Origin of the sequence: Rhodococcus sp. As11, assembly GCF_048957735.1 — a bacterium.
GTDB lineage: Bacteria > Actinomycetota > Actinomycetes > Mycobacteriales > Mycobacteriaceae > Rhodococcus > Rhodococcus gordoniae.
In genome coordinates this window covers 77,968-98,783 of record NZ_JARDJE010000006.1, presented here as the reverse complement: position 1 = coordinate 98,783, position 20,816 = coordinate 77,968, and the positions used below count along the sequence as shown (strand labels likewise).

At 68.0% G+C, this 20,816-nt stretch carries 18 protein-coding genes; 8 read left to right on the top strand and 10 right to left on the bottom strand.

All coding sequences use genetic code 11. The features are described 5' to 3' along the window. Positions 1-20: 20 nt before the first annotated feature. The 4 genes from PV766_RS10030 to PV766_RS10015 form a co-directional block, all read right to left on the bottom strand. Positions 21-1,505, bottom strand: a complete 1,485-nt coding sequence (locus PV766_RS10030) for a flavin-containing monooxygenase (protein ID WP_064062254.1) — start codon at positions 1,503-1,505, stop codon at positions 21-23. 62 nt (positions 1,506-1,567) lie between these two features. Then, positions 1,568-2,233, bottom strand: a complete 666-nt coding sequence (locus PV766_RS10025) for a potassium channel family protein (protein ID WP_072740535.1) — start codon at positions 2,231-2,233, stop codon at positions 1,568-1,570. Further along, positions 2,226-3,581 (bottom strand): TrkH family potassium uptake protein, encoded by a 1,356-nt coding sequence (locus PV766_RS10020; protein ID WP_064062253.1) that lies wholly within the window; start codon positions 3,579-3,581, stop codon positions 2,226-2,228. Before PV766_RS10020 ends, PV766_RS10025 begins: the two co-directional genes overlap by 8 nt. Positions 3,582-3,659: 78 nt before the next feature. Beyond that, positions 3,660-4,883, bottom strand: coding sequence for an MFS transporter (locus tag PV766_RS10015; RefSeq protein ID WP_064062252.1), 1,224 nt, complete (start codon positions 4,881-4,883; stop codon positions 3,660-3,662). A 76-nt stretch (positions 4,884-4,959) separates the two neighbouring features. On the opposite strand from PV766_RS10015, the gene PV766_RS10010 reads away from it, so the two are divergent. After that, on the top strand, positions 4,960-5,838 hold the full coding sequence (locus PV766_RS10010; protein WP_064062251.1) for a LysR family transcriptional regulator: 879 nt from the start codon (positions 4,960-4,962) through the stop codon (positions 5,836-5,838). Between the two features lie 22 nt (positions 5,839-5,860). Here the strand turns inward: PV766_RS10010 and PV766_RS10005 are convergent, their stop codons facing one another. From PV766_RS10005 to PV766_RS09990, 4 genes are read right to left on the bottom strand one after another with little or no spacing between them, the layout of a single operon-like run. Beyond that, complete coding sequence (locus PV766_RS10005) at positions 5,861-7,288, bottom strand: xylulokinase (protein ID WP_421096955.1); 1,428 nt, start codon at positions 7,286-7,288, stop codon at positions 5,861-5,863. Then, positions 7,285-8,217: a carbohydrate kinase family protein gene (locus tag PV766_RS10000; RefSeq protein ID WP_421096954.1), complete on the bottom strand. Its 933-nt coding sequence runs from the start codon at positions 8,215-8,217 to the stop codon at positions 7,285-7,287. Before PV766_RS10000 ends, PV766_RS10005 begins: the two co-directional genes overlap by 4 nt. Beyond that, positions 8,214-9,686, bottom strand: a complete 1,473-nt coding sequence (locus PV766_RS09995; RefSeq protein WP_421096953.1) for a mannitol dehydrogenase family protein — start codon at positions 9,684-9,686, stop codon at positions 8,214-8,216. The genes PV766_RS10000 and PV766_RS09995 overlap by 4 nt, the downstream gene beginning before the upstream one ends. Then, positions 9,677-10,711 (bottom strand): NAD(P)-dependent alcohol dehydrogenase, encoded by a 1,035-nt coding sequence (locus PV766_RS09990; protein ID WP_421097027.1) that lies wholly within the window; start codon positions 10,709-10,711, stop codon positions 9,677-9,679. The genes PV766_RS09995 and PV766_RS09990 overlap by 10 nt, the downstream gene beginning before the upstream one ends. A gap of 148 nt (positions 10,712-10,859) precedes the next feature. Between PV766_RS09990 and PV766_RS09985 the strand changes: the two genes are divergently transcribed. From PV766_RS09985 to PV766_RS09960, 6 genes are all read left to right on the top strand, one after another. Then, positions 10,860-11,921 (top strand): sugar-binding transcriptional regulator, encoded by a 1,062-nt coding sequence (locus PV766_RS09985; protein ID WP_064062246.1) that lies wholly within the window; start codon positions 10,860-10,862, stop codon positions 11,919-11,921. A 56-nt stretch (positions 11,922-11,977) separates the two neighbouring features. Continuing rightward, entirely contained in the window at positions 11,978-13,285 is a 1,308-nt protein-coding gene (locus PV766_RS09980) for an ABC transporter substrate-binding protein (RefSeq protein WP_421097026.1), read from the top strand. Further along, entirely contained in the window at positions 13,282-14,247 is a 966-nt protein-coding gene (locus PV766_RS09975) for a carbohydrate ABC transporter permease (protein WP_129977689.1), read from the top strand. Before PV766_RS09980 ends, PV766_RS09975 begins: the two co-directional genes overlap by 4 nt. After that, positions 14,244-15,134: a carbohydrate ABC transporter permease gene (locus PV766_RS09970; RefSeq protein ID WP_129977690.1), complete on the top strand. Its 891-nt coding sequence runs from the start codon at positions 14,244-14,246 to the stop codon at positions 15,132-15,134. The genes PV766_RS09975 and PV766_RS09970 overlap by 4 nt, the downstream gene beginning before the upstream one ends. A 33-nt stretch (positions 15,135-15,167) precedes the next feature. Continuing rightward, positions 15,168-16,247, top strand: coding sequence for an ABC transporter ATP-binding protein (locus PV766_RS09965; RefSeq protein ID WP_064062243.1), 1,080 nt, complete (start codon positions 15,168-15,170; stop codon positions 16,245-16,247). 80 nt (positions 16,248-16,327) lie between these two features. After that, a complete protein-coding gene (locus tag PV766_RS09960; protein ID WP_245207747.1) occupies positions 16,328-16,906 on the top strand; it encodes a hypothetical protein in 579 nt (192 codons plus the stop codon). Between the two features lie 15 nt (positions 16,907-16,921). Here the strand turns inward: PV766_RS09960 and PV766_RS09955 are convergent, their stop codons facing one another. Then, on the bottom strand, positions 16,922-18,349 hold the full coding sequence (locus tag PV766_RS09955; RefSeq protein WP_421096952.1) for a lipase maturation factor family protein: 1,428 nt from the start codon (positions 18,347-18,349) through the stop codon (positions 16,922-16,924). Positions 18,350-18,453: 104 nt separating this feature from the next. Here PV766_RS09955 and PV766_RS09950 point away from each other — a divergent pair, with 104 nt between their 5' ends. Beyond that, complete coding sequence (locus PV766_RS09950) at positions 18,454-18,927, top strand: hypothetical protein (RefSeq protein WP_172506087.1); 474 nt, start codon at positions 18,454-18,456, stop codon at positions 18,925-18,927. 7 nt (positions 18,928-18,934) lie between these two features. Here PV766_RS09950 and recD read toward each other — a convergent pair whose 3' ends face one another. Further along, positions 18,935-20,815: an exodeoxyribonuclease V subunit alpha gene (gene recD / locus PV766_RS09945; RefSeq protein WP_421096951.1), complete on the bottom strand. Its 1,881-nt coding sequence runs from the start codon at positions 20,813-20,815 to the stop codon at positions 18,935-18,937. Position 20,816: the final 1 nt, after the last annotated feature.

Sequence of the window (20,816 nt, the reverse complement as noted above, 5' to 3'; positions counted from 1 at the left end):
ACGATTCCCCGCCCGACCGATCACATTCGTGCGGGTGGGACCGAGGAGACATCGAACGCCGCCTCGTCGAACGTCGACAGCTCCCGCAGCATCCGGTCCGTGGACCACGGCCAGTTGAAACTGTTGCGGCCGTTGACATCGAAGAAGTAACTACGACAACCGCCGGCGTTGTACACGGTCCCGTCGAGTGCGTCCTGCACCGTCCGGTTGAAGGCATCCTGCACGGCCCGTCGCGGCTCCATCCGGGTCCATCCCTCCTGCCGCGCTCGGATCAGCGCCTGCATGACGTATCCCAGTTGCGCTTCCAGGATCGTGAAGGCGGACGTGTGTCCGGTGCCCAACGAGGGGCCGAGCAGAACGAAGGCATTGGGGAAACCGGCGACCGTCGTTCCGAGATACGCCTGGGGGCTGCCACTCCAGTGATCGTCGAGGCTACGACCCTGCCCGTCGACGATCCGCCCGGCGATCGGCATGTCCAGGATGCGGAAACCCGTACCGAAGATGACGGCGTCCACCTCGCGTTCGACACCGTCCCCGCCGATCACCACATTTCCCCGCACCGACGCCACGGCGGTGGGATGCACTTCGACGTTCGACCGGGTCAGGGATCGGTAGTAGGTGTTGGAGAACAGCATGCGTTTGCAACCCGGCGTGTACTCCGGTGTGAGGAGGTCGCGTAGTCGCCGGTCGTGCACCTGCAGACGCAACCATGCCCGGCCGACCTGCTGCAGCACCTTCATGAACGCCGGGTTCCGGAAGCCGAGCCCCAGCATTTCCATGATCGCGTACTCGGATCGTCGCAACACTTCGTGGGCACCCGGCACTCGGCGCAGGACGGCACGTTCGAGACGCCGGAGGGGATAGTCGGGTTTCGGCAGCACCCATTGGGCGGTGCGCTGATACAGGTGCAGTTCGGCAACGTCCGGCTGGATCTCGGGAACGAACTGCACCGCCGACGCGCCGGTCCCGACCACCGCGACGCGTTTTCCGCTCAGGTCGTACCGATGGTTCCATCGGGAGGAGTGGAACACCTCACCGGGAAAGGTGTCGAGCCCGGGAATGTGCGGGATGAGCGGTTCGTTCCACGGGCCCGCGGCCGCGACGAGCGCATCGGCCGTGATCACTCCGGCGGACGTGTGCACCGTCCACCGATGGGCGCGGTCGTCCCACCGGGCGCGCTGCATCTCGGTGCCGAACCGGATGTGCGGGAGCACTCCGTTCGTCTCGGCCACGTCTTCGATGTACCGCCGGATCTCGGCCTGTCCGGCGAACAAGCGGGACCACTCGCGGTTGGGCGCGAAGGAGTAGGAATAGAGCGCCGACGGCACATCGCATGCACAGCCGGGGTAGGTGTTGTCCCGCCAGGTTCCGGCGATCGCGTCGGCCTTCTCGAGGACGACGAAGTCGATACCGTGTCGGCGCAGGTGGACCGCGGCACCGAGACCGGAGATACCGGCACCGATGACGACCACATCGTGGTGAACGTAGGCGTTACCCGGCGTCATACCAAAAGTATGACACGTGGGGGCGTGACGGCCGACACCCTCTCCCGTCGCCCGATCCGGCCTCACGCCAGTTCGGCGAACCGTTCGGTCTCGCGCGCCTGCCCGGAGACGATGATCGTGTCGCCGGGAGAGATCACGGTGTCGGCCGTGGCGTAGGTGAATCCCTCCCCCGGTCGCTTGATCGCCACCACCGTCACGCCGTAGCGGCTTCGGATCGTCGTCTGCGACAAAGGCTTTCCTACGGCGAATGCCGGTGCGACCGTCTTGACCATGGCGAAGCCGTCGTCGAACTCGATGTAGTCCATCATCCGCCCACGCACCAGGTGCGCAACGCGTTTGCCCATGTCGTGCTCGGGTCGCACGACGTGATGCACACCGATCTGGGTGAGGATCCGGGCGTGCGCGTTGCTGATCGCCTTGGCCCACACGTTCGGTACCGCCATGTTGATCAACGCCGAGGCCGTGAGGAGGCTCGCCTCGAGGTCGGACCCGATCCCCACGACCGCCCGGCCGTATTCGTGCACCGACAACTGCCGAAGTGATTCCTCGTCGGTGGTGTCGGCGACGGCAGCGTGCGTGAGCCGGCCCGACACCTTCTCGATCACCGCTTCGCTCGCATCGATACCGAGCACCTCGGTGCCCTGAGCCATCAGTTCGAGCGCAAGCGATTTTCCGAATCGTCCGAGCCCCAGGACGACGACGACATCGGCGGCCGGTTTCCTAGCCAATGAAGGGCCTTTCTGTGGGTAGTTCGTAGCGGCGACCACGGTCTCGGGCCGCCAATGCACTGACGAGCGTGATGGGTCCGATCCGGCCCAGATACATCAGCGTCACCAGGATCAGTTGTCCCCAGGACGGCAACTGAGCGGTGATGCCGGTGGACAGCCCCACGGTCGCGAACGCCGAGGTGACCTCGAACAGCAGTACGTCGAGGTCGAATGCGGTACCGGCGAGAAGCACGAGTGTCGGCACCATCACCAGCGCCACACCGATCAACGCCACCGCCAGGGCCTGGCGCTGGAGACGCGGATCGATGCGCCGATCGAACACCGTCACGGACTTCTCGCCCCGGACCTCGGCGGCGATGACGAACAACAGCAGGGCGAACGTCGTGACCTTGATACCGCCGGCGGTGCCGCCGCTCCCGCCTCCGATGAACATCAGTACATCGGTCACCAGCAATGTCGCGTTGTCCACCTGGGCGTAGTCGACGCTGTTGAACCCCGCGGTGCGCGGCATGACGCCCTGGAAGGTGGCGGTGAGCAGCTTCGCGCCCCAATCGTGTCCCTGCAGAGTGTGATTCCATTCGAGCACCAGGACCAGCAGCGGGCCCACCACCAGAAGCACCGCGGTCACCACCACCGTCAACCGGGTATGCAGCGACCAGCGCTTCCGGTGTCCTCTCAGGTGCCTGCCGAGTTCGAACAGCACCGGAAACCCGATGCCACCGAGGATCACCGCGATCATCAACGGCACACAGATCCACGGATCGGCGGCGAACCCGACGATGTTGTCGCTGTAGAGAGCGAACCCCGCGTTGTTGAACGCCGAGATCGCGTGGAAGACCCCCAGCCACACCGCTCGGGCCGGGGTTTCGTCGTAGCCCACGGCGAAACGGAGCGCCAGGGCCGACGCCACGACGGTTTCGATGAGCACGCTGGTACGCACCACACCGACGACGACACTGCGGACGTCGCCGAGTCCGGACGTACGAACCTCCGCCGCAGCGTTGAGCCGGGCCTTCAGGCCGATCCGGTCGGCCAGCACCAAACCGATCAACGAGGCCATCGTCATGATGCCGAGTCCACCCACCTGGATCAGCCCGACGATCACACCCTGCCCGAATCCGGACCAGTAGGTGGGCGTGTCCACGACGATCAGGCCGGTCAGGCACGTCGCGGAGGTCGCGGTGAACAGCGCCGCCATCACGCCTGCTCCGGTACCCGACTGCGTCGCGGCCGGGGTCAGCAGCAGCACCGTGCCCACCGCGATCGCTGCGGCGAAGCCCAGCGCCACCACCCTGGCCGGGCTGCGCGTCAACCGGTTCGCGAGGCGCCGGATCGGCGCGGACACCACTTCGGTGCGTCTACTCACATCGCCGAACACTAGACCCGCCGGCCGCACGCCCGGAATCTCGGGGGGATCACTACGGTGTCAGGCGTTCCCGGCCTGCTCGACGGGAACGCACGTCCGCGCACGCCTCACGCCCTGCATCTCGCGAATCCAGAGCCCGAGACCACAGGTGGGGAAGACCGCCCCCAGCACGCACACCGCTTTCCAGCCTCCACCGAAGTACGCGAGGGTGGACAGCACACTCCCGAGCGATCCTGCGAGGAAGTAGCAGGTCATGTAGGCGGTGTTGAGGCGGCTTCGAGCGTCGGACCGAAGCGGGTAGATCAGACTCTGGTTGCTGATGTGTGTTCCCTGGATCCCCAGATCGAGCAGTGCGACCCCGATCGCCAGCGCGACGACGTGACGCTCCCCGACGGCGAGCAGCACGAAACTCGCCGCGGTGACGGCGACGAAGAATCCGGTCTGGCGACGCGCATATCCCCGGTCGGCGAGAGCACCCGCCACACGCGCGGCCAACGCACCCGCGACCCCGAAGAGGGTGAACATCCCGATGCGCGCATCGGACCACCCGTATCCCGGTCCGGCGAGGAGGAATCCCACGCTCGTCCAGAACACCCCGAACGACGCGTACGTCAGTGCGCCGTACGCGATCCGTTGCCGCAGAACGGCTTCGGCGGACATCAGTCGGAGTACCGAGGCCAGCACCGCACGGTACCCGGCATCGGTGGTGGGGGCCGACTCCGGCAGGGTGCGGATCAACAGCACGGTGAGCAGCATCAGCACCGCTGCGCATACGAACACCGCCCGCCAGCCTGCCACCTCGGCGATCAGTCCTGCCACCACGCGGGACAGCAGGATGCCCAGCAACAGACCGGTCATGACGTTGCCGATGACACGTCCACGCTCGTCGTCGCGGGCGAGACTCGCCGCGAAAGGCACCAGCACCTGGCCCACGACCGATCCCGTACCGACCAGGACGGCGCACGCCGCCAGGATCCGCCAGTCCGGCGACCACGCCATGACCAGCAAACCGGCAGCGGTGACGAGGAGCATCCAGCGCAGGAGTGTCCGTCGTTCGACCATGTCCCCGACGGGAACGAGGAACGCCAGGCCGAGCGCGTACCCGATCTGTCCGGCCGTGACCACGAGCCCGACCTCGGCAGTGGAGGCGTCGAAGGTCTCGGCGATGGCGCCGACCAGCGGTTGCGCGTAATAGCTGTTGGCCACCACCAACCCCGAGGCAAGGGCCATCACCGCGACGAGTCGGCGATCCATACGAGGCGTCGAGATATCGGTGCGTGACATGGATCCGATCGTCGAACGCCGTCCATCGATCTGTCCAACGGGATGAATCGATCGACCGCAGAAGTAGAATCGATCAATGGAGTTTCGTCAGCTCCGCCATTTCCTGGCGGTCGTCGAGCACGGTCACTTCACCCGCGCCGCCGAATCCGTGCACCTGTCCCAGTCGGCCCTCAGCGCCTCCGTCCGCGCGCTGGAGAACGAGCTGGGAACACCGTTGTTCGAACGCACCACCCGCTCGGTGGTCCCGACCGATGCCGGCAAGGTGCTCTATCCCTATGCGCAGAGAATGCTCGGGGAAGCACAGGACGCGGTGGCCGCCGTCGGCCGGTTGCGGACCGGAGAACTGGGCACACTGACGCTGGGGACGGTGCAGACGTTCACCGCAGTGGACCTCCCCGCACTGCTGGCGCGCCTGCACGGCAGGTTTCCGGGAATCGGAGTGACGCTGAGAGAAGCGACCACGGACGAACTCTTCGATGCCGTGACCACAGCGGAGCTGGACCTGGCATTCGTCGCACTCGATGCACGCCCGCTCCGGTCGGGGCTGACCGCCCTCCGGACCTACCGTGAGGAACTGACCGTCGTCGCGGCCCCGGATCATCCGCTCGCTGCGGTGACGGACATCGAGATGCACGACCTGCAGTCCTGTTCGTTCGTCGATTTCCAGGCGGGCACCGGTCTGCAGACCACGATCGAGTCGTTGTTCGCGGCTGCGGGAGTGCACCGGCACATCACGTTCCGGGTCGGCGACATGGACCGGCTCCTCGAACTGGTCCGCTACGGCCTCGGAGTGGCGGTCGTGCCCGAACCGATCGCGCAGCGCAGCGGGCTTCGGCGGATTCGCATGAACACCGGAAACCGGTGCCGCACTCTCGCACTCGTCGGACGCACCAACGCGTCCCCCAGTAGGGCCGCGAGACTCTTCCTCGACCTGCTCACCGATCCGATCGCATGACCCCGGTGCCGAGCGAGTGTTCTCATCCCACCGAGCGTGATTCCAGGGCGATGTCCGAACCGTCCGTCAGGTCCCGCACCTCCGCGTAGCGCTCCCGCACGTGCGGGGCCGGGTCGGCCTCGTAGCGGCGTGTCGCGCCGGATTCCCACGCCGGGGGCTCGTCGCCTCCGCGCAGCACCCACGCTGCCTGCCTGGCGGCGCCCCGCGCCACGTACTCCCCCGGTTCGGGCACCTCGACGGGCACGCCGAGCACGGCCGGCGCCAGCTCGCACACCGCCCGCGAGCGCGCGCCTCCCCCGACGAGCAGCACCCGGCGGACCTCGGTGCCCTGCACCCGGATGTGGTCGATGCCGTCGGCGAGCGAACACAACAGACCTTCGAAGGCCGCCCGGGCGAGATGCGCCGGGGTCGCCGTGCCGAGCCGGAGTCCGTGCAGGGCACCCGTCGCTCCGGGACGGTTCGGGGTGCGCTCCCCTTCGAGATACGGGATCAGCACCAGCCCCTCACTCCCGGGCGGTGCCGAGAGCGCGAGGCGGGTGAGTTCGGCATGGTCGACGCCGAGCATCGTCGCCGTGGCGTCCAGCACGCGAGCACCGTTGAGCGTGCACACCAGCGGCAGGTGCCTGCCGGTCGCGTCGGCGAAACCGGCGACGTACCCGTCCGCGTCGCGGGCCGGAGTGGAGGACACTGCGCACACCACTCCCGACGTGCCGATCGAGACGACCACGTCGCCCTCACGGACGCCGAGGGCGAGCGCGCCCGCGGCATTGTCGCCGGCACCCGGCCCGAGGAGGGCGCCGGAACTCGTCTCACCGACGCGCTCGGCCGGCCCGGCGACCCGCGGAAGGAGGGGGCTCGGTCGACGCAGGGCCAGTTCGAGCAGCTCGTGGCGGTAGGTGTTCGTGGAGGCGTCGAAATAACCGGTGCCGCTCGCGTCGCTGCGGTCGGTGATCAGCCGGTCGAGATCGCGGTCGGTGCGCATCGTCCACGTCAGCCAGTCGTGCGGCAGGCACAGTGCCGCAGTGCGATCGGCGTTGCCGGGTTCGTGGTCGGCGAGCCAGCGGGCCTTCGCCACGGTGACGGCTGCGAGCGGGACCACGCCGACGGCGTCGGCCCACACGGCCGCGCCACCGGCTTCGACGACGAGATCGGCTGCTGCCGTGGCGGATCGCGTGTCGTTCCACAGCAGCGCGTCGCGGACGACGTCGCCGCCGGCGTCGAGGCACACCATGCCGTGCTGCTGCGCTCCCACCGAGATCGCCGCGACGTCGTCGAGTCCTCCCGCTTCGGAACACGCCCGCTCGTAGGCGGCGCGCCATTCCAGCGGGTCCACCGCGGTACCGGGTGGATGGGGAGCGCGGCCCTCGCGCACGACGGCTCCGGTGTCGGCCTCGCACACGACGACCTTGCAGGATTGGGTGGACGAGTCGATCCCGGCGACGAGCGTCATCGCGCTGCCTCCCGGGCTGCGGTGCGATCGGCCAGGGTGGGCAGATCGGCGCCGGCGCGCGCAACGGTCAGGCCGGACGTCCACGCCGCGGTGTCGAGCACGTCGCGCAGTTCACCGGTGCCGATGCCGCGCAAGCGTTCGCGCCGGTCGGCGCCGAGGAGGCCGCAGGTCCACAATCCGTCGAGCAGACCGGTGGTGAAGGCGTCACCGGCCCCGACCGTGTCGACCACCTCGACCCGCACGGCGGGTACCTCGACGGTTCCGGCCGCGCACAGCGCCACCGCACCGTGCTCGCCGCGGGTCACCGCGACGATCGCCGGTCCTCGCGAGAGCCACTCCCGTGCGGTGTCGACAGGGTCACGATCGGGCGCGAACCACCGCAGATCCTCGTCGCTGGCCTTGACGACATCGGCGAGCGAGACGAGGTGTTCGATACGTGCCCGTCCGCGCGCCGGGTCGTCGATCAGGGCGGGCCGGACGTTCGGATCGAAGCTCACCGTGGACGCCGTCGACTGCTGTGCAACGAGTTCGGCGACGAGGTCGCATCCGGGTTCGAGCACCGCGGCGATGGATCCGGTGTGCACGAGCACGGCGTCCGTCGAGGGCGGTGGCTCGACCGGATCCCAGACGATGTCGAATTCGTAGTTCGCGGAGCCCTTCTCGTCGATCTCGGCCTGCGCCGTCGCCGTGCGCTCGGCTGCCGCACTGCCCGGTGTCAGCGACACACCGGAGGCTGCGAGATGGTCGACGATCCGCCGTCCGCGGGCGTCGGTGCCGACGCGTGTCGTGAACTGCACGGGCCGGCCGAGCCGCCCCAGACCGAGCGCGACGTTGAGCGGGCTCCCGCCTACATGCTCGACGGGTTCGGCGCCGCCTCGGTGGACGATGTCGACGAGGGCTTCTCCGACGACGAGGGCGTGGCCGTTCATTCCGGCTCTCCCGGAAGTTCCTTCAGGGTGGCGCGGGCGCCGTCGCCGTGCAGGGCGTCGAGCGCCCAGGTGTAGGCGTCGACGAAGCGATGGTTCTGCGCGAGATCGCCGAAGACCTCGGTGTTCTCGATGAAGGCAGTGGGATGCGTGAGTTGTCGTCGCGCGATCGGGACGAGCGTGTCGGCGAGCTGGTCGACCACCTCGATCGGTTGTCCCTGCTCGTCGACACCTTCGGCGTAGCGCGCCCACGAGGCGACGATCGCCGCGGACAACTGCACGTGACCACCGGTGGCGAGATTCTCCCGGATCACCGGCACCAGCCACTTCGGGATGCGGTCGGACGATTCGGCGCACAAGCGGGCGATCGTGTCCCGGATCTCGGGGTTCGCGAACCTCTCGATGAGGGTGGTCTTGTACTCGTCGAGATCGATGCCCGGCACCGGTTTCAGGGTCGGTGTCGCTTCGGTGTCCATGTAGGCACGGACGAACCCGGCGAGGAGCGGATCCTGCGCGGCCTCGTGGACGAGCCGGTATCCCATGAGATACGCGAAATAGCAGAGTCCCTGGTGACCCGCGTTGAGCAGACGCAACTTCATCAGCTCGTAGGGAGCGACGTCGTCGACGATCTGCACCCCCACATCCTCGAGAGGCGGTCGCCCGTCGGCGAAGGCCTCCTCGAGGACCCACGAGGTGAAGGATTCGGCGGCGACCGGCCAGCGGTCCTGCACGTCGAAGCGTTCGGACAGCGCCGAGACCACCTCGTCGGTGGTCACCGGGGTGATCCGGTCGACCATGGAGTTGGGGAAGCGGACGTGCTCGGAGATCCACTCCGCGAGGTCCGGATCGAGAAGGCGCGCGTATTCGGTGAAGACGCGGCGCGCGACGGCTCCGTTGCCCTCGATGTTGTCGCACGACATCACCGTCGGGGCGCGCAGCCCCCGCTCCCGGCGCCGGGCGAGAGCTTCGGTGACGAGACCGAAGACGGTGGTCGGGGGTTCACCGGACCGCAGATCGTGTTGCACGGCCGGATCGTCGACGTCGAACTCGCCGGTGTCGTGACGGATGTTGTAACCGCCCTCGGTGACGGTCAGCGAGATGATCCGGGTGCTCGGGGCCGCGAGGAGCTCGACGACGGCTTCGGGATCGTCGGGGGCGTAGCGATAGTCGACGATCGAGCCGATCACCCGCGGCTCCCACGTGCCGTCGGGATGGGTGAGCACCAGCGTGTACAGGTGGTCCTGGGCGGCGAGCGCCTCCTGCATGCGGCGATCACCGGGGAGCACCCCGACGCCGCAGATACCCCATTCCTTCGCCTTCCCCTGTTCGAGGAGCCGGTCGACGTACATCGCCTGGTGCGCGCGGTGGAATCCGCCCACACCGAAGTGCACGATGCCGACGGAGACGTCATCGCGCCGGTAGCTCGGGACGGGCACGGCCAGCTCGGGGAGCGTCTGCTCACTCACACGCATGGTCTTCGGTCCTTTCCTGCCGGATCGGTCACGTCCACGACGGCCTTGATGTTTCCGGGTGTCCGATCGGATTCGAGCGCGTCGGCGGTCTTGTCGAGGGGAAACCGGGCGGTGACCATCGAGTCGAGATCGACCCGGCCCGACCCGACGAGTGCGAGCGCGGTCGGCCACGTGTTCGCGTAGCGGAACACGCCGGTCAGGATCAGTTCGCGGTTCTGGACGAGCTGCACCGGCAGGGTCATCGTCTCGGCGCCGGATCCGACGAGGACGACGGTGCCGCCGGGACGGACCGCGCGGATACCCGAATCGACGGCGGCGGGGGCGCCGGACGCGTCGATGTAGGCGTCCACCCGCAGGGCCGACGGGTCGTCGACGCGGGGGTCGAGCGCAGCGCTCGCCCCGAACGACAGTGCGGTCTCGCGTCGTCGTTCGTCGAGGTCGGTGACGACGACCTCGACCGCACCGAAGGCGCGGGCGACCTGGGCGACGACGATGCCGACGGGTCCGGCGCCGGTGACGAGGACGCGGGAGCCGGCGGTGACGCGGGCCTTGCGGACCGCGGCGATGCCGACCGACAGCGGTTCGCACAGGGCCGCTGCGTCGTCCGACACGGTCTCGGGAACCGGATGCGCGAAGGCGGCCCCGATGGTGACGTACTCGCACAGCGCGCCGTCCACGGGCGGCGTGGCGTAGAAGCGCATGTACGGGCACAGGTTGTAGTCGCCGCGGCGCGTCTCCTCGGTGAGCGGGTCGGGACGCTGCGGCTCGATCGAGACCCGCTCGCCGATCCGGCCCACCGGAACACCGTCCCCCACCGCGACCACGACTCCGGACGCCTCGTGACCGAGCACGATCGGGGCGGTCACGACGAACTCCCCGATCCGCCCTTCGCGGTAGTAGTGCGCGTCCGATCCGCACACCCCCACGGTGGTCACCCGGACGAGGACGTCGCCGGGCTCCGGTGCAGGTAGAGGCCGTTCCTGCATCTCGATGCGGCCCGGTTCGAGAAGGACCGCGGCACGCATCGTGTCCGGGAGCGCCGGACGAACTGTTGTGTGGGTCACACTGCGATGCTAACGTACTGAGCAGATGCACGCATCCCTGAGCAGATGCTCACAGATCGAGACCCGAAGCCCGTCCGCAGCAGAGATCCGCTCGCACCGAGGAGAGCTCGTGACCGCCCCCGGCCCCACCCACAACCCGGACGCGGAGATCCCGGTATCCACCGAGGATCTCCGTCTCGCCGTGCGGGCCGCGACGCTCTACTACCTCGACGGCCTCACCCAGGCGGAAGTGGCCCAGCGTCTCGGCGTCTCCCGCCCCACCGCCGGCCGCCTCGTGGCGCGCGCCCGCGCCCAGGGCCTCGTGCGCATCGAGGTCACCGTGCCACCCACCTGGCGCGACGATCTGCACGCCGAGACCGAACAGGCACTCGAGGAGCGCTACGGACTCGTCGAGGCCGTCGTCGTGGGGCGCCGCGTCGACGACGCCGGCCCCATCGAGGATTCCGCGAGTTTCGCCGGCCTGGGGCGCGCCGCCGCCGGCCTGCTCACCCGGCGCCTCCGCCCCTCCGACACCCTCGGATTCACCTGGGGGCCGGAGACCGTCGCCGTGGCACAGGCTCTCCCGGCGGGCGTCGCCACCTGCGCGACGATCGTGCAGCTCGACGGCTCCATCTCCACGAGCGCCTACCAGACCGGCACCGAGTTCGTCCTCGGCCGCTGCGCCGAACAGCTTCGGGCGCAACCCCTCCGGCTTCCCACCCCGTTGTACGCCGATCCGTCCACGGTCTCCTCGATGCGCGCCGACTCGCTGATCTCCCGCACCCTCGAGGTCGGCCGCCGCGCCGAGGTGATGATCTTCGGTGTGGGCGCGGTGTCGACCTCGACCACCCTGTTCGAGGGCAGCTTCCTCGACACCACGATGCTCCACGAGCTCGACGGTCTCGGCGCGGTCGGGGAGATCGGCGGCCGGTTCTTCCGTGCCGACGGCACCCCCGTGCACGGCGAACTGGAGACCCGCACGATGTCGGTGCCCCTCGACGACGTCCGCGACTGCCCCGCAACAATTCTCGTCACCGGCGGGCAGTCCAAGCACCGTGCGGTGCTCGGTGCTCTCCGCGGCGGTCTCGCCACCATGCTCGTCTGCGACATCGCCTGCGCCCAGTACCTGCTCGACCATCCCGACCACACCCTCGAGAACGGCACCACGAAGGGCGAGGCACCACCGAAATGAGGTAGACCATCGTGCCTACAGCAAGAAGAGCCATCCGCGCGGCCTCGGCAGGGGCCGTGGCCCTGAGCGTTGCACTGACCGGTTGTGCCGGTGCAGGATCGATCGGTACGTCCGGCCGCACCGTCACCATCGCGATGGTGTCGAACTCCCAGATGCAGGACGCACAGCAACTCGCGTCGCAGTTCGAGGCCGAGAATCCCGATATCGACCTGAAGTTCGTCACCCTCTCCGAGAACCAGGCCCGTGCCAAGATCACCGCATCCACGGCGATGGGCGGCGGCGAGTTCGACGTCGTGATGATCAGCAACTACGAGACGCCCCAGTGGGCGGAGTACGGCTGGCTCACGAACCTGTCGCCGTACATCGAGCGGACCGACGGCTACGACGCCGACGACATCATCCCGTCGCTGCGTGAAGCACTCTCGTACGTAGGCGACCTGTACTCGGTCCCCTTCTACGGCGAATCGTCGTTCCTGATGTACCGCAAGGATCTGTTCGAGCAGGCCGGTATCACGCTGTCCGATCCGCCGACCTGGAACGAGGTCGCCGACGCCGCAGCACGACTCGACAGCCCCGACATCAACGGGATCTGCCTGCGCGGCAAGCCGGGTTGGGGCGAGCTGCTCGCTCCGCTCGACACCGTCATCAACACCTTCGGCGGACGATGGTTCGACGAGGACTGGAATGCACAGCTGAACAGCCCCGAGGTACGTGAAGCGGTGCAGTTCTACGTCGATCTCGTCCGCGAGCACGGTCAGCCCGGTGCTGCGACGAGCGGGTTCAGCGAGTGCGCAACACAACTCGCGCAGGGACGGGTCGCCATGTGGTACGACTCCACCTCGGCCGTCTCGACCCTCGAGGATCCCGCGTCGAGCAATGTCGTCGGGAAGATCGGGTACGCGGCCGCACCGGTCCGGGAGAAGGACCCCTCCGGCTGGCTGTACACGTGGTCGCTCGGTATCCCCGCCGGCAGCGAGCACACCGAGGATGCCTGGAAGTTCATCTCGTGGATGACCGACCAGCAGTACCTGCGCACCGTCGGTGAGCAACTCGGCTGGGAGCGCGTACCTCCGGGCAGCAGGCTCTCGACCTACGAGATCCCCGAATACGCCGAGGCCGCCGCGGCCTACGGTCCGATCACCCTCGAATCCATCGAGGGGGCCGACCAGCAGAACCCCACGGTCGACCCCGTCCCGTACACGGGCATCCAATTCGTGGCCATCCCCGAGTTCCAGGACCTCGGTACCCGGGTCAGCCAGCAGATCAGCGCCGCCATCGCCGGACGGCAGACCGTCGAGGAAGCTCTCGACCAGGCACAGAAGTACGCCGAGGCCGTCGGCGCAACCTACCGGGAGAAGCAATGACCGCACCTGCAGCGCAGCGTCCCGCACCGGACGCCGACGACCGAATCCGCGCCGTACGGGAGGCGAAGGAAGAGGGCGTCTCCCGAGCCGAGGGATGGCGCCGACGCGGACCCCTGCTCCCGGCCCTGATCTTCACGATCGTGGTCACGCAGATCCCGTTCCTGTTCACGTTGTACTACTCGACCCAGTCGTGGAACCTCGTCAGTCCCGGCTCTCGCCGGTTCGTCGGACTCCAGAACTACGTCGATGTCTTCCAGGACAGCCAGTTCTGGCAGGTCACCCTCAACACCGTCATCCTCATCGTCGGCACCGTCCTCATCTCGGTGATCCTCGGTCTGCTGCTCGCGTTGCTGCTCGACCGGGCGTTCCTCGGGCGCGGTATCGCGCGGACGTTGTTGATCACCCCGTTCCTCGTCACGCCGGTGGCGAGCGCGCTGATCTGGAAGACGTCGATGTTCGATCCCGTCTTCGGCATCGTCGACTTCGTGCTCTCACCCTTCGGGGTGGGCGAGGTGGACTGGATCAGCCGGTTCCCGCTGCCGGCGGTGATGGTCGCACTCGTGTGGCAGTGGACGCCGTTCATGATGCTGCTCATCCTCGCCGGCCTGCAGTCCATGCCCCGCGACATCCTCGAGGCCGGGCGGGTGGACGGCGCCGGGGCGTTCTCCCTGTTCCGCGAACTGACGCTGCCGCACCTGCGCCGGTTCATCGAACTCGGCACCGTTCTCGGCGCGATCTACCTGGTCAACACGTTCGACGCCATCTACATGATGACGCAGGGCGGCCCCGGCACGGCCAGCGCCAACCTCCCGTTCTACATCTACCAGCGCGCGTTCCTCGGCTTCGACATCGGCCAGGCCGCGGCGATGGGTGTCGTGGTCGTCGTCGGCACGATCGTCATCGCCACCTTCGCACTGCGCCTGATCTTCACATCGTTCACCGGCAAGGAGGAAGCGGCATGAGCACCACGGCCACGGAGCCACAGGCTTCGGACACCACGGCGCCTACCGGCCGTGCCATGCGCACGGCCCGGAAACGCAAGAACCGCAAGATGAATCCGTGGGGTGTGGTCGCGTGGATCGCCGCCATCGGATTCTTCTTCCCGGTCTTCTGGATGGTGCTCACCGCCTTCAAGCAGGAGGCCGACGCCTACTCCGACCCACCGAAACTCTTCTTCACCCCCACTCTCGACCAGTTCCGGGCGGTGTTCGAGACGGGAGTCGGCACGGCCCTGCTCAACTCGGCGTTCGCCACCGTCGTCTCGACGGCCCTGGTCCTCCTGCTCGGTGTGCCGGCGGCCTTCGCGCTGTCGCTGCGACCGGTGAAGAAGACCCAGGACGTGCTGTTCTTCTTCATCAGCACGAAGATGCTGCCCATCGTCGCCGCGATCATCCCGCTGTACGTGATCGTCGCGAATATCGGCCTTCTCGACAATATCTGGGCGCTGATCATCCTCTACACCGCGATGAACCTGCCGATCGCGGTGTGGATGATGCGATCGTTCTTCCTCGAGGTCCCGGGTGAGCTGCTCGAGGCGGCGAGCATGGACGGAGCGAGCCTGTGGACATCGGTGCGGGAGCTGATCCTGCCCCTGGTCTCCCCCGGCATCGCCGCCACCGCCCTGATCTGCGTGATCTTCTCGTGGAACGAGTTCTTCTTCGCCGTCAACCTCACCGCCGTTCAGGCACAGACGATCCCGGTCTTCCTCGTCGGCTTCATCACCGGTGAGGGGCTGTACTGGGCACGGCTGTCCGCGGCCGCGACGATGGCGGCCCTGCCCGTCGTGCTCGCGGGCTGGCTCGCCCAGAACAAGCTCGTGCGCGGATTGTCGTTCGGCGCCATCAAGTAGACCCGATTCCCGCTACCAGCAAGGACTTCCCTCATGGCCGACATCACCTACCGCAACGCCTCGTGCATCTACGAGAACTCCGACACCTTCGCGGTCGATTCGCTGAACCTCGACATCGAGGACGGCGAGTTCGTGGTCCTCGTCGGGCCGTCCGGCTCCGGCAAGAGCACCGCGCTGCGCATGCTCGCGGGACTCGAGGACATCGACGAGGGGTCGATCTCCATCGGTGGCAAGGACATGACCGGCGTGCCGTCGAAGGACCGCGACATCGCGATGGTCTTCCAGAACTACGCCCTGTATCCCAACAAGACGGTCGCCGAGAACATGGGATTCGCCCTGAAGATGCGCGGGGTGAGCGCGGACGAACGTCGCCGCAAGGTCGAGGAGGCAGCGAAGATCCTGGACCTCACCCCTTTCCTCGACCGCAAGCCGGCCAAGCTGTCAGGTGGTCAGCGTCAGCGCGTGGCGATGGGACGCGCGATCGTGCGTGAGCCTCAGGTGTTCTGCATGGACGAGCCACTGTCGAACCTCGATGCGAAACTGCGCGTGCAGACCCGCACCGAGATCGCGGCACTGCAGCGCCGTCTCGGCACCACCACCGTGTACGTCACCCACGATCAGGTGGAGGCGATGACCATGGGCGATCGCGTCGCGGTCCTGAAGAACGGAGTGCTGCAGCAGTTCTCGAGCCCGACCGAACTCTATGACCGCCCCGCCAACGCCTTCGTCGCCGGGTTCATCGGCTCCCCGTCGATGAATCTGCTCACGGCGAAGGTCGTCGACGACGGTGTCGTCGTGGGTAACACCGTCATTCCCGTCGAACGCGCACGCATCGCGCGACTGCACTCAGCGGGCATCGAGGAGGTCACCGCCGGAATCCGGCCGGAAGACTTCGAGATCGCCGACGAGGGCGTCGAAGCCGTCGTCGAGCTCGTCGAGGAACTCGGCAGCGAGTCGTACCTGTACACGCGGGTGCCGGGAACCGGAAACCAGGTGGTCGCGCGTGCTCTGGTCCGCACCCCCGCCCGTCTCGCCGACACCGTGCACCTGCGCAAGCGCGAAGGTACGGTACACCTGTTCCACACCGAGACCGGAGAGCGGGTGGGCGACTGACCCGGCGACGCAAGGATCTCTGTGGGCGAGCAGAAGGAACGAAACTTGCGTCGATCTCGATGCCGGTTATGCTGCCCCGCATGATCAGTGGCCGGGCGCGCTTCGTCAGCTTCGTCGCCGTCGCAGGTGCGGCACTCGTCGTGGTGGGCTGTTCGCGGAGCATCGAGGGTGAAGCCATCGCGTCCGAAACACCCACCGGGGCACCACGCGCCACTGCCACGTCGTCGGCACCGTCGACGACGACCACCCCCGCGCCGAAGCCGGCCGATCCCGACGACTACGCCGCCACGTCCGACGGCGTGTACTACTTCACCTCGGAGAGCGGCAGGTTCGGGTGTGCCATCCTCGTCCACACCAGCCCACTCGCGGGCTGCCAGGGCGATATGCCGGCGAGTGCGCCCCGGGTCCCCGGCAGTGGTGCGCCGGACATGCTAGTGCCCGCCAACGCCCTGATGCTCGCGGCGGACGGCCCCGGCGAGTGGGTCGGCATCGGCGAGATCTCGTTCATGGAGTTCGGTGGCGCCCCCAAGACACTGCCCTACGGCCGCACTCTCACAGTCGATCCGTTCACCTGCGTCGTCGACGAGAAGACGGGTGTCACCTGCGAGACGGACGAGCACGGATTCACCGTGTCGGACATAGGCGGCGAGGTCTGGTGATCGCGAGGGCCGTGGTCAGGGCAGGTCGTGCCGGGCCATCGGCATCATGAAGTCGCCGATCTCCTCCCGCATCCACCACTGCCCCGTCGCCCGTCGTTCCGCGCGCGTCGCGAAGCGATAGCGGAACAGGCGTGCTCGCACCAGCCGGGGCGGCTCGTCCGGAAACGGATTGTGCCGGAGCAGTTTCACGGTGGCGGGATCGTTCTCGAGCAGTTTCCCGGCGAACCTCGGGAACCAGCCCGCCGCGTAGTCGCGGGAGATTCCCGCGAACCACATCAGCCAGTCCAGACGCAGGTGATACGGCGCGTACTGGCGTGGGCGCCGCCGCACATCACCCGGCTTGCCCTTGAACTCGTACTCGCGCCATTCCGTCGCCGGCGTCACGACCGCATCGGATGTGCCTTCGACGATCACCTCGCGCCGGGTGCGGGTGACGGTGCCGAAAGCGCCGTAGGTGTTCACGAAGTGCCACTTGTTGAACGAGGCGTTCATCGCCTGCCGACGCGACATCATGTTCGTCACCGGCCAGTAGCTGAGCCCCGCGACCAGCACGGTCAGCGCCACCACGGCGACAGTGTATGCGATGGGGGTCGGACCGTAGATCGTCGTCGCGTCGACCGGTATCCCGTAGAAGCTGTCGGGCACCGCCGACAGCGCGACGACGATGGTGATCCAGTTGAGCCACGCGAAGTTGCCGCTGATCACGAGCCACAGCTGCGTCACGATCATGATCAGCGCGGCGATCCCGGCGACCGGTTGCGGCAGGAACAACCCGAACGGCACGACGAGCTGGGTGACGTGGTTGCCTGCCACCTCCGCCCTGTGCAGCGGCCGCGGAAGAAGGTGGAAGTACCGGCTGAACGGGCCGGGCATCGGCTGGGTTTCGTGGTGGTAGTACAGGCACGTCAGGTCGCGCCAGCACCGGTCGCCGCGCATCTTGATGAGTCCGGCACCGAATTCGAGCCGGAACAGCAACCAGCGCAGCAGGATCAACACGAGCAGCGGCGGCGCGGTATCGGCATTGCCGAGGAAGATCGCGAGCACCCCGGCCTCGAGCAGCAGCGACTCCCATCCGAAGGAGTACCAGACCTGCCCCACGTTGACGATCGACAGGTACAGCAGCCACATCACGAACCACACGAGCATGGAGACCACGAGCGGTAACTGCTCGGTGACACCGAGCACCGTCACCACGGCCAGCCCGAAACCGACCACGGCGACGGCGGTGAACAGCCCGTCGGAGTATCTCCAGTGGAACAGGCTCGGCGACTGCCGGAACGACGTGAGAGCGAGGAAGCGCGGGGCGGGAAGGATGCCGCGCTCCCCGATCAGCGCCCGGAACTGCAGGAGCGCCGCGAGGAAGGCGACGGCGTACAACGCCGCGAGTCCGCGGGTGACCAGCAGCCTCCCGATCGTGTACCCGTCCGCGTCCAGCCAGTCCATCGCTCGGCTCGTTCGTCCTCTGTCGTGCGCGCCGATTCGAGCATGCCACGTCCGGTCCGGTGGTGGAGACGGACTCGCGAAGCCGTGCGGTGTAGACAGGAATAGTGAGCAAATCTAACGAATCGGACGGTACCCGATCCCGTATCTCGATTCCGCGGCGATGGAGTCAGATAGATCCGTCGCGCCGCGGGATCGTCCTTGCCTGGCTGGCCTTCACGGTGACCTTCGGCGGTGCCCGCCTCGTGACCTGGCTCATTCAGATCGACACGAGGGGTTTCGGCGACATCAGCACCGGCGGGGTACACCTCCACCACTACCTGTGGGGCATCCTGCTGCTCGCCGGCGTGGCGATCTACGGCATGGTCGACCGGTCGCCGAAGACGCGGACCTGGATGGGTCTCGCCCTCGGTGTGGCCCTCGCCCTGATCGTCGACGAAGCAGCCCTGCTCATCACCCTCGAAGACGTGTACTGGCAGACCGAGGGCTGGCCGTCCGTGGCGTTGGCGATCAGCCTCATCGGGATCGGCGGGACCGGTCTCGTGCTCACCCGGTCCGGTGCCGACGCCGACGACCGCTGACGATCGGCTACACGTCGATCGCCCGCCGCAGCCCACTCGCTCGGAGCACCTGCCGGGCCACACCCGCGCGTACCGCGTCCTCGGTCCCGATGATCCGCACGTGCGACCGCGCCCGCGTGATGGCGGTGTACAGCAGTTCGCGAGTGAGCAGCGCCGATCCGGAATCGGGCAACACCACCGACACAGTGCCGTACTGACTGCCCTGGCTGCGGTGGATCGTCATCGCGTAGACGGTGCTCACCGCGGGTAACTGGCTCGGGCGCAGTTCGAACGGCGTCTCGCCGCGCGCGAATGCCGCCACGAGTTCGTCGCCGCGCCGCACCACCACGCCGGTGTCGCCGTTGTAGATCTGCATGTCGTGGTCGTTGGCGGTGACGAGCAGGGGCCTGCCGGGATACCACCCCTCGGGGTCGAGATGCTGTCCCGCAGCCTCGCCGATCCACTCGGCGGCCTGCCGCGCCCACCACTGCACACCGGCCGGACCGTCGCGGTGCGCGCACAGCAACCGGTGCTCCTCGAACCGTGTCAGCGCCGTCTTCACCTCGCCCGTCTCCGCGGCCTTGGTGACCTCCTCCGCGGACCGGACGATGTCGTCGCGCAGAGCGTCGAGGTCGTGGGGAGGAACGAACGAGACGTGCGGGTCGCCGCTGCGCAGGATGTCGAGCACCTCGTCGCCGTTCCCTTTGCGGACGGCCACCGCCAGATCCGCGATCGCACCACCGAACCGGCGTCCCCGGCTGAGGCGCACGACGCCGCCACGCAACCGGTCGCGCTCCTTGTCCGAGAAGCCCTTTTCTTCGGCAGGATCCCCCTCCGCCACCAGATCGCGGATGACGATCCGCTCGAAGACCGGGTCGAGTGTGCCCGTCACGGGCCGGGCCACCAGGTCGGCCAGCACCGCACCCGCGTCGACGGACGCGAGCTGATCGGGGTCGCCCACCAGCACCAGCCGGGTGTCGGGCCGCACCGCCTCGAGCACACGGCACATCATCGTCAGCGACACCATCGACGTCTCGTCGACGACGATCACGTCGTACGGCAGATGGTTGCCCGTGTGGTAACGGAGGCGCGTACGTCCGCGCTGCCAGCCGAGCATCCGGTGCACGGTCATGGCCGTGAGATTCGACGGCAGACCCAGTTCCGCCTCCTGCTCGCGCACCGACTCCTGCAAGCGCGCGGCGGCCTTTCCGGTGGGAGCAGCGAGACCGATACGAAGGTCGTGCCCGTACAGACGGGTGAGCAGCGCGAGGATCCGTGCGACCGTGTGGGTCTTGCCGGTGCCAGGTCCGCCGGCGATCACCGTGGTCGGCCGGGTGACCGCGAGCGCCGCCGCGACGCGCTGACGGTCGGGTGCCGGTGCGGGCCTGGCGGGATCGTCGGGGTGATGGAACAACTCGTCGAGCGTGGCCGCGATCCGCTCTTCGTCGAGGTCGGGGAAGGTCGCCGTGCGCTCGGCGAGTACCCGGCGGATCGTCTGTTCCTGCCGGAAATACCGGTCGAGATAGAGCAGCGGGCCTTCCGCGGTGTCGACGAGGCGCAGCGGACGCAGCGGCCCGCGCTCGCCGCCGACCACGAGGGGACTACGCCGCAACGCCGCGAGCACGTCCTCGTCGCGGGGCCACGGCAGGCTCGCGGGATCGACGACGGGGTGCCCGTCCTCGTCCTCCTCGACGGTGACCTCGCGGAGCCGGGTGAGGTCGAGGCACACCGATCCGGACCGGACGGCACGCACCGCCAGTGCGGTGGCGAGATGCACGTGCGGGTCGTCCTCGCCGCCGAGCGTCGCGAGTCGCAGAGCGACGTGCACGTCGGCGGCGGAGAGTGCGCCCACCTCGTTGAACTGCCGCAGAACACCCTTGCCGCGCTGGGCGATCCGAACGTCGGTCATG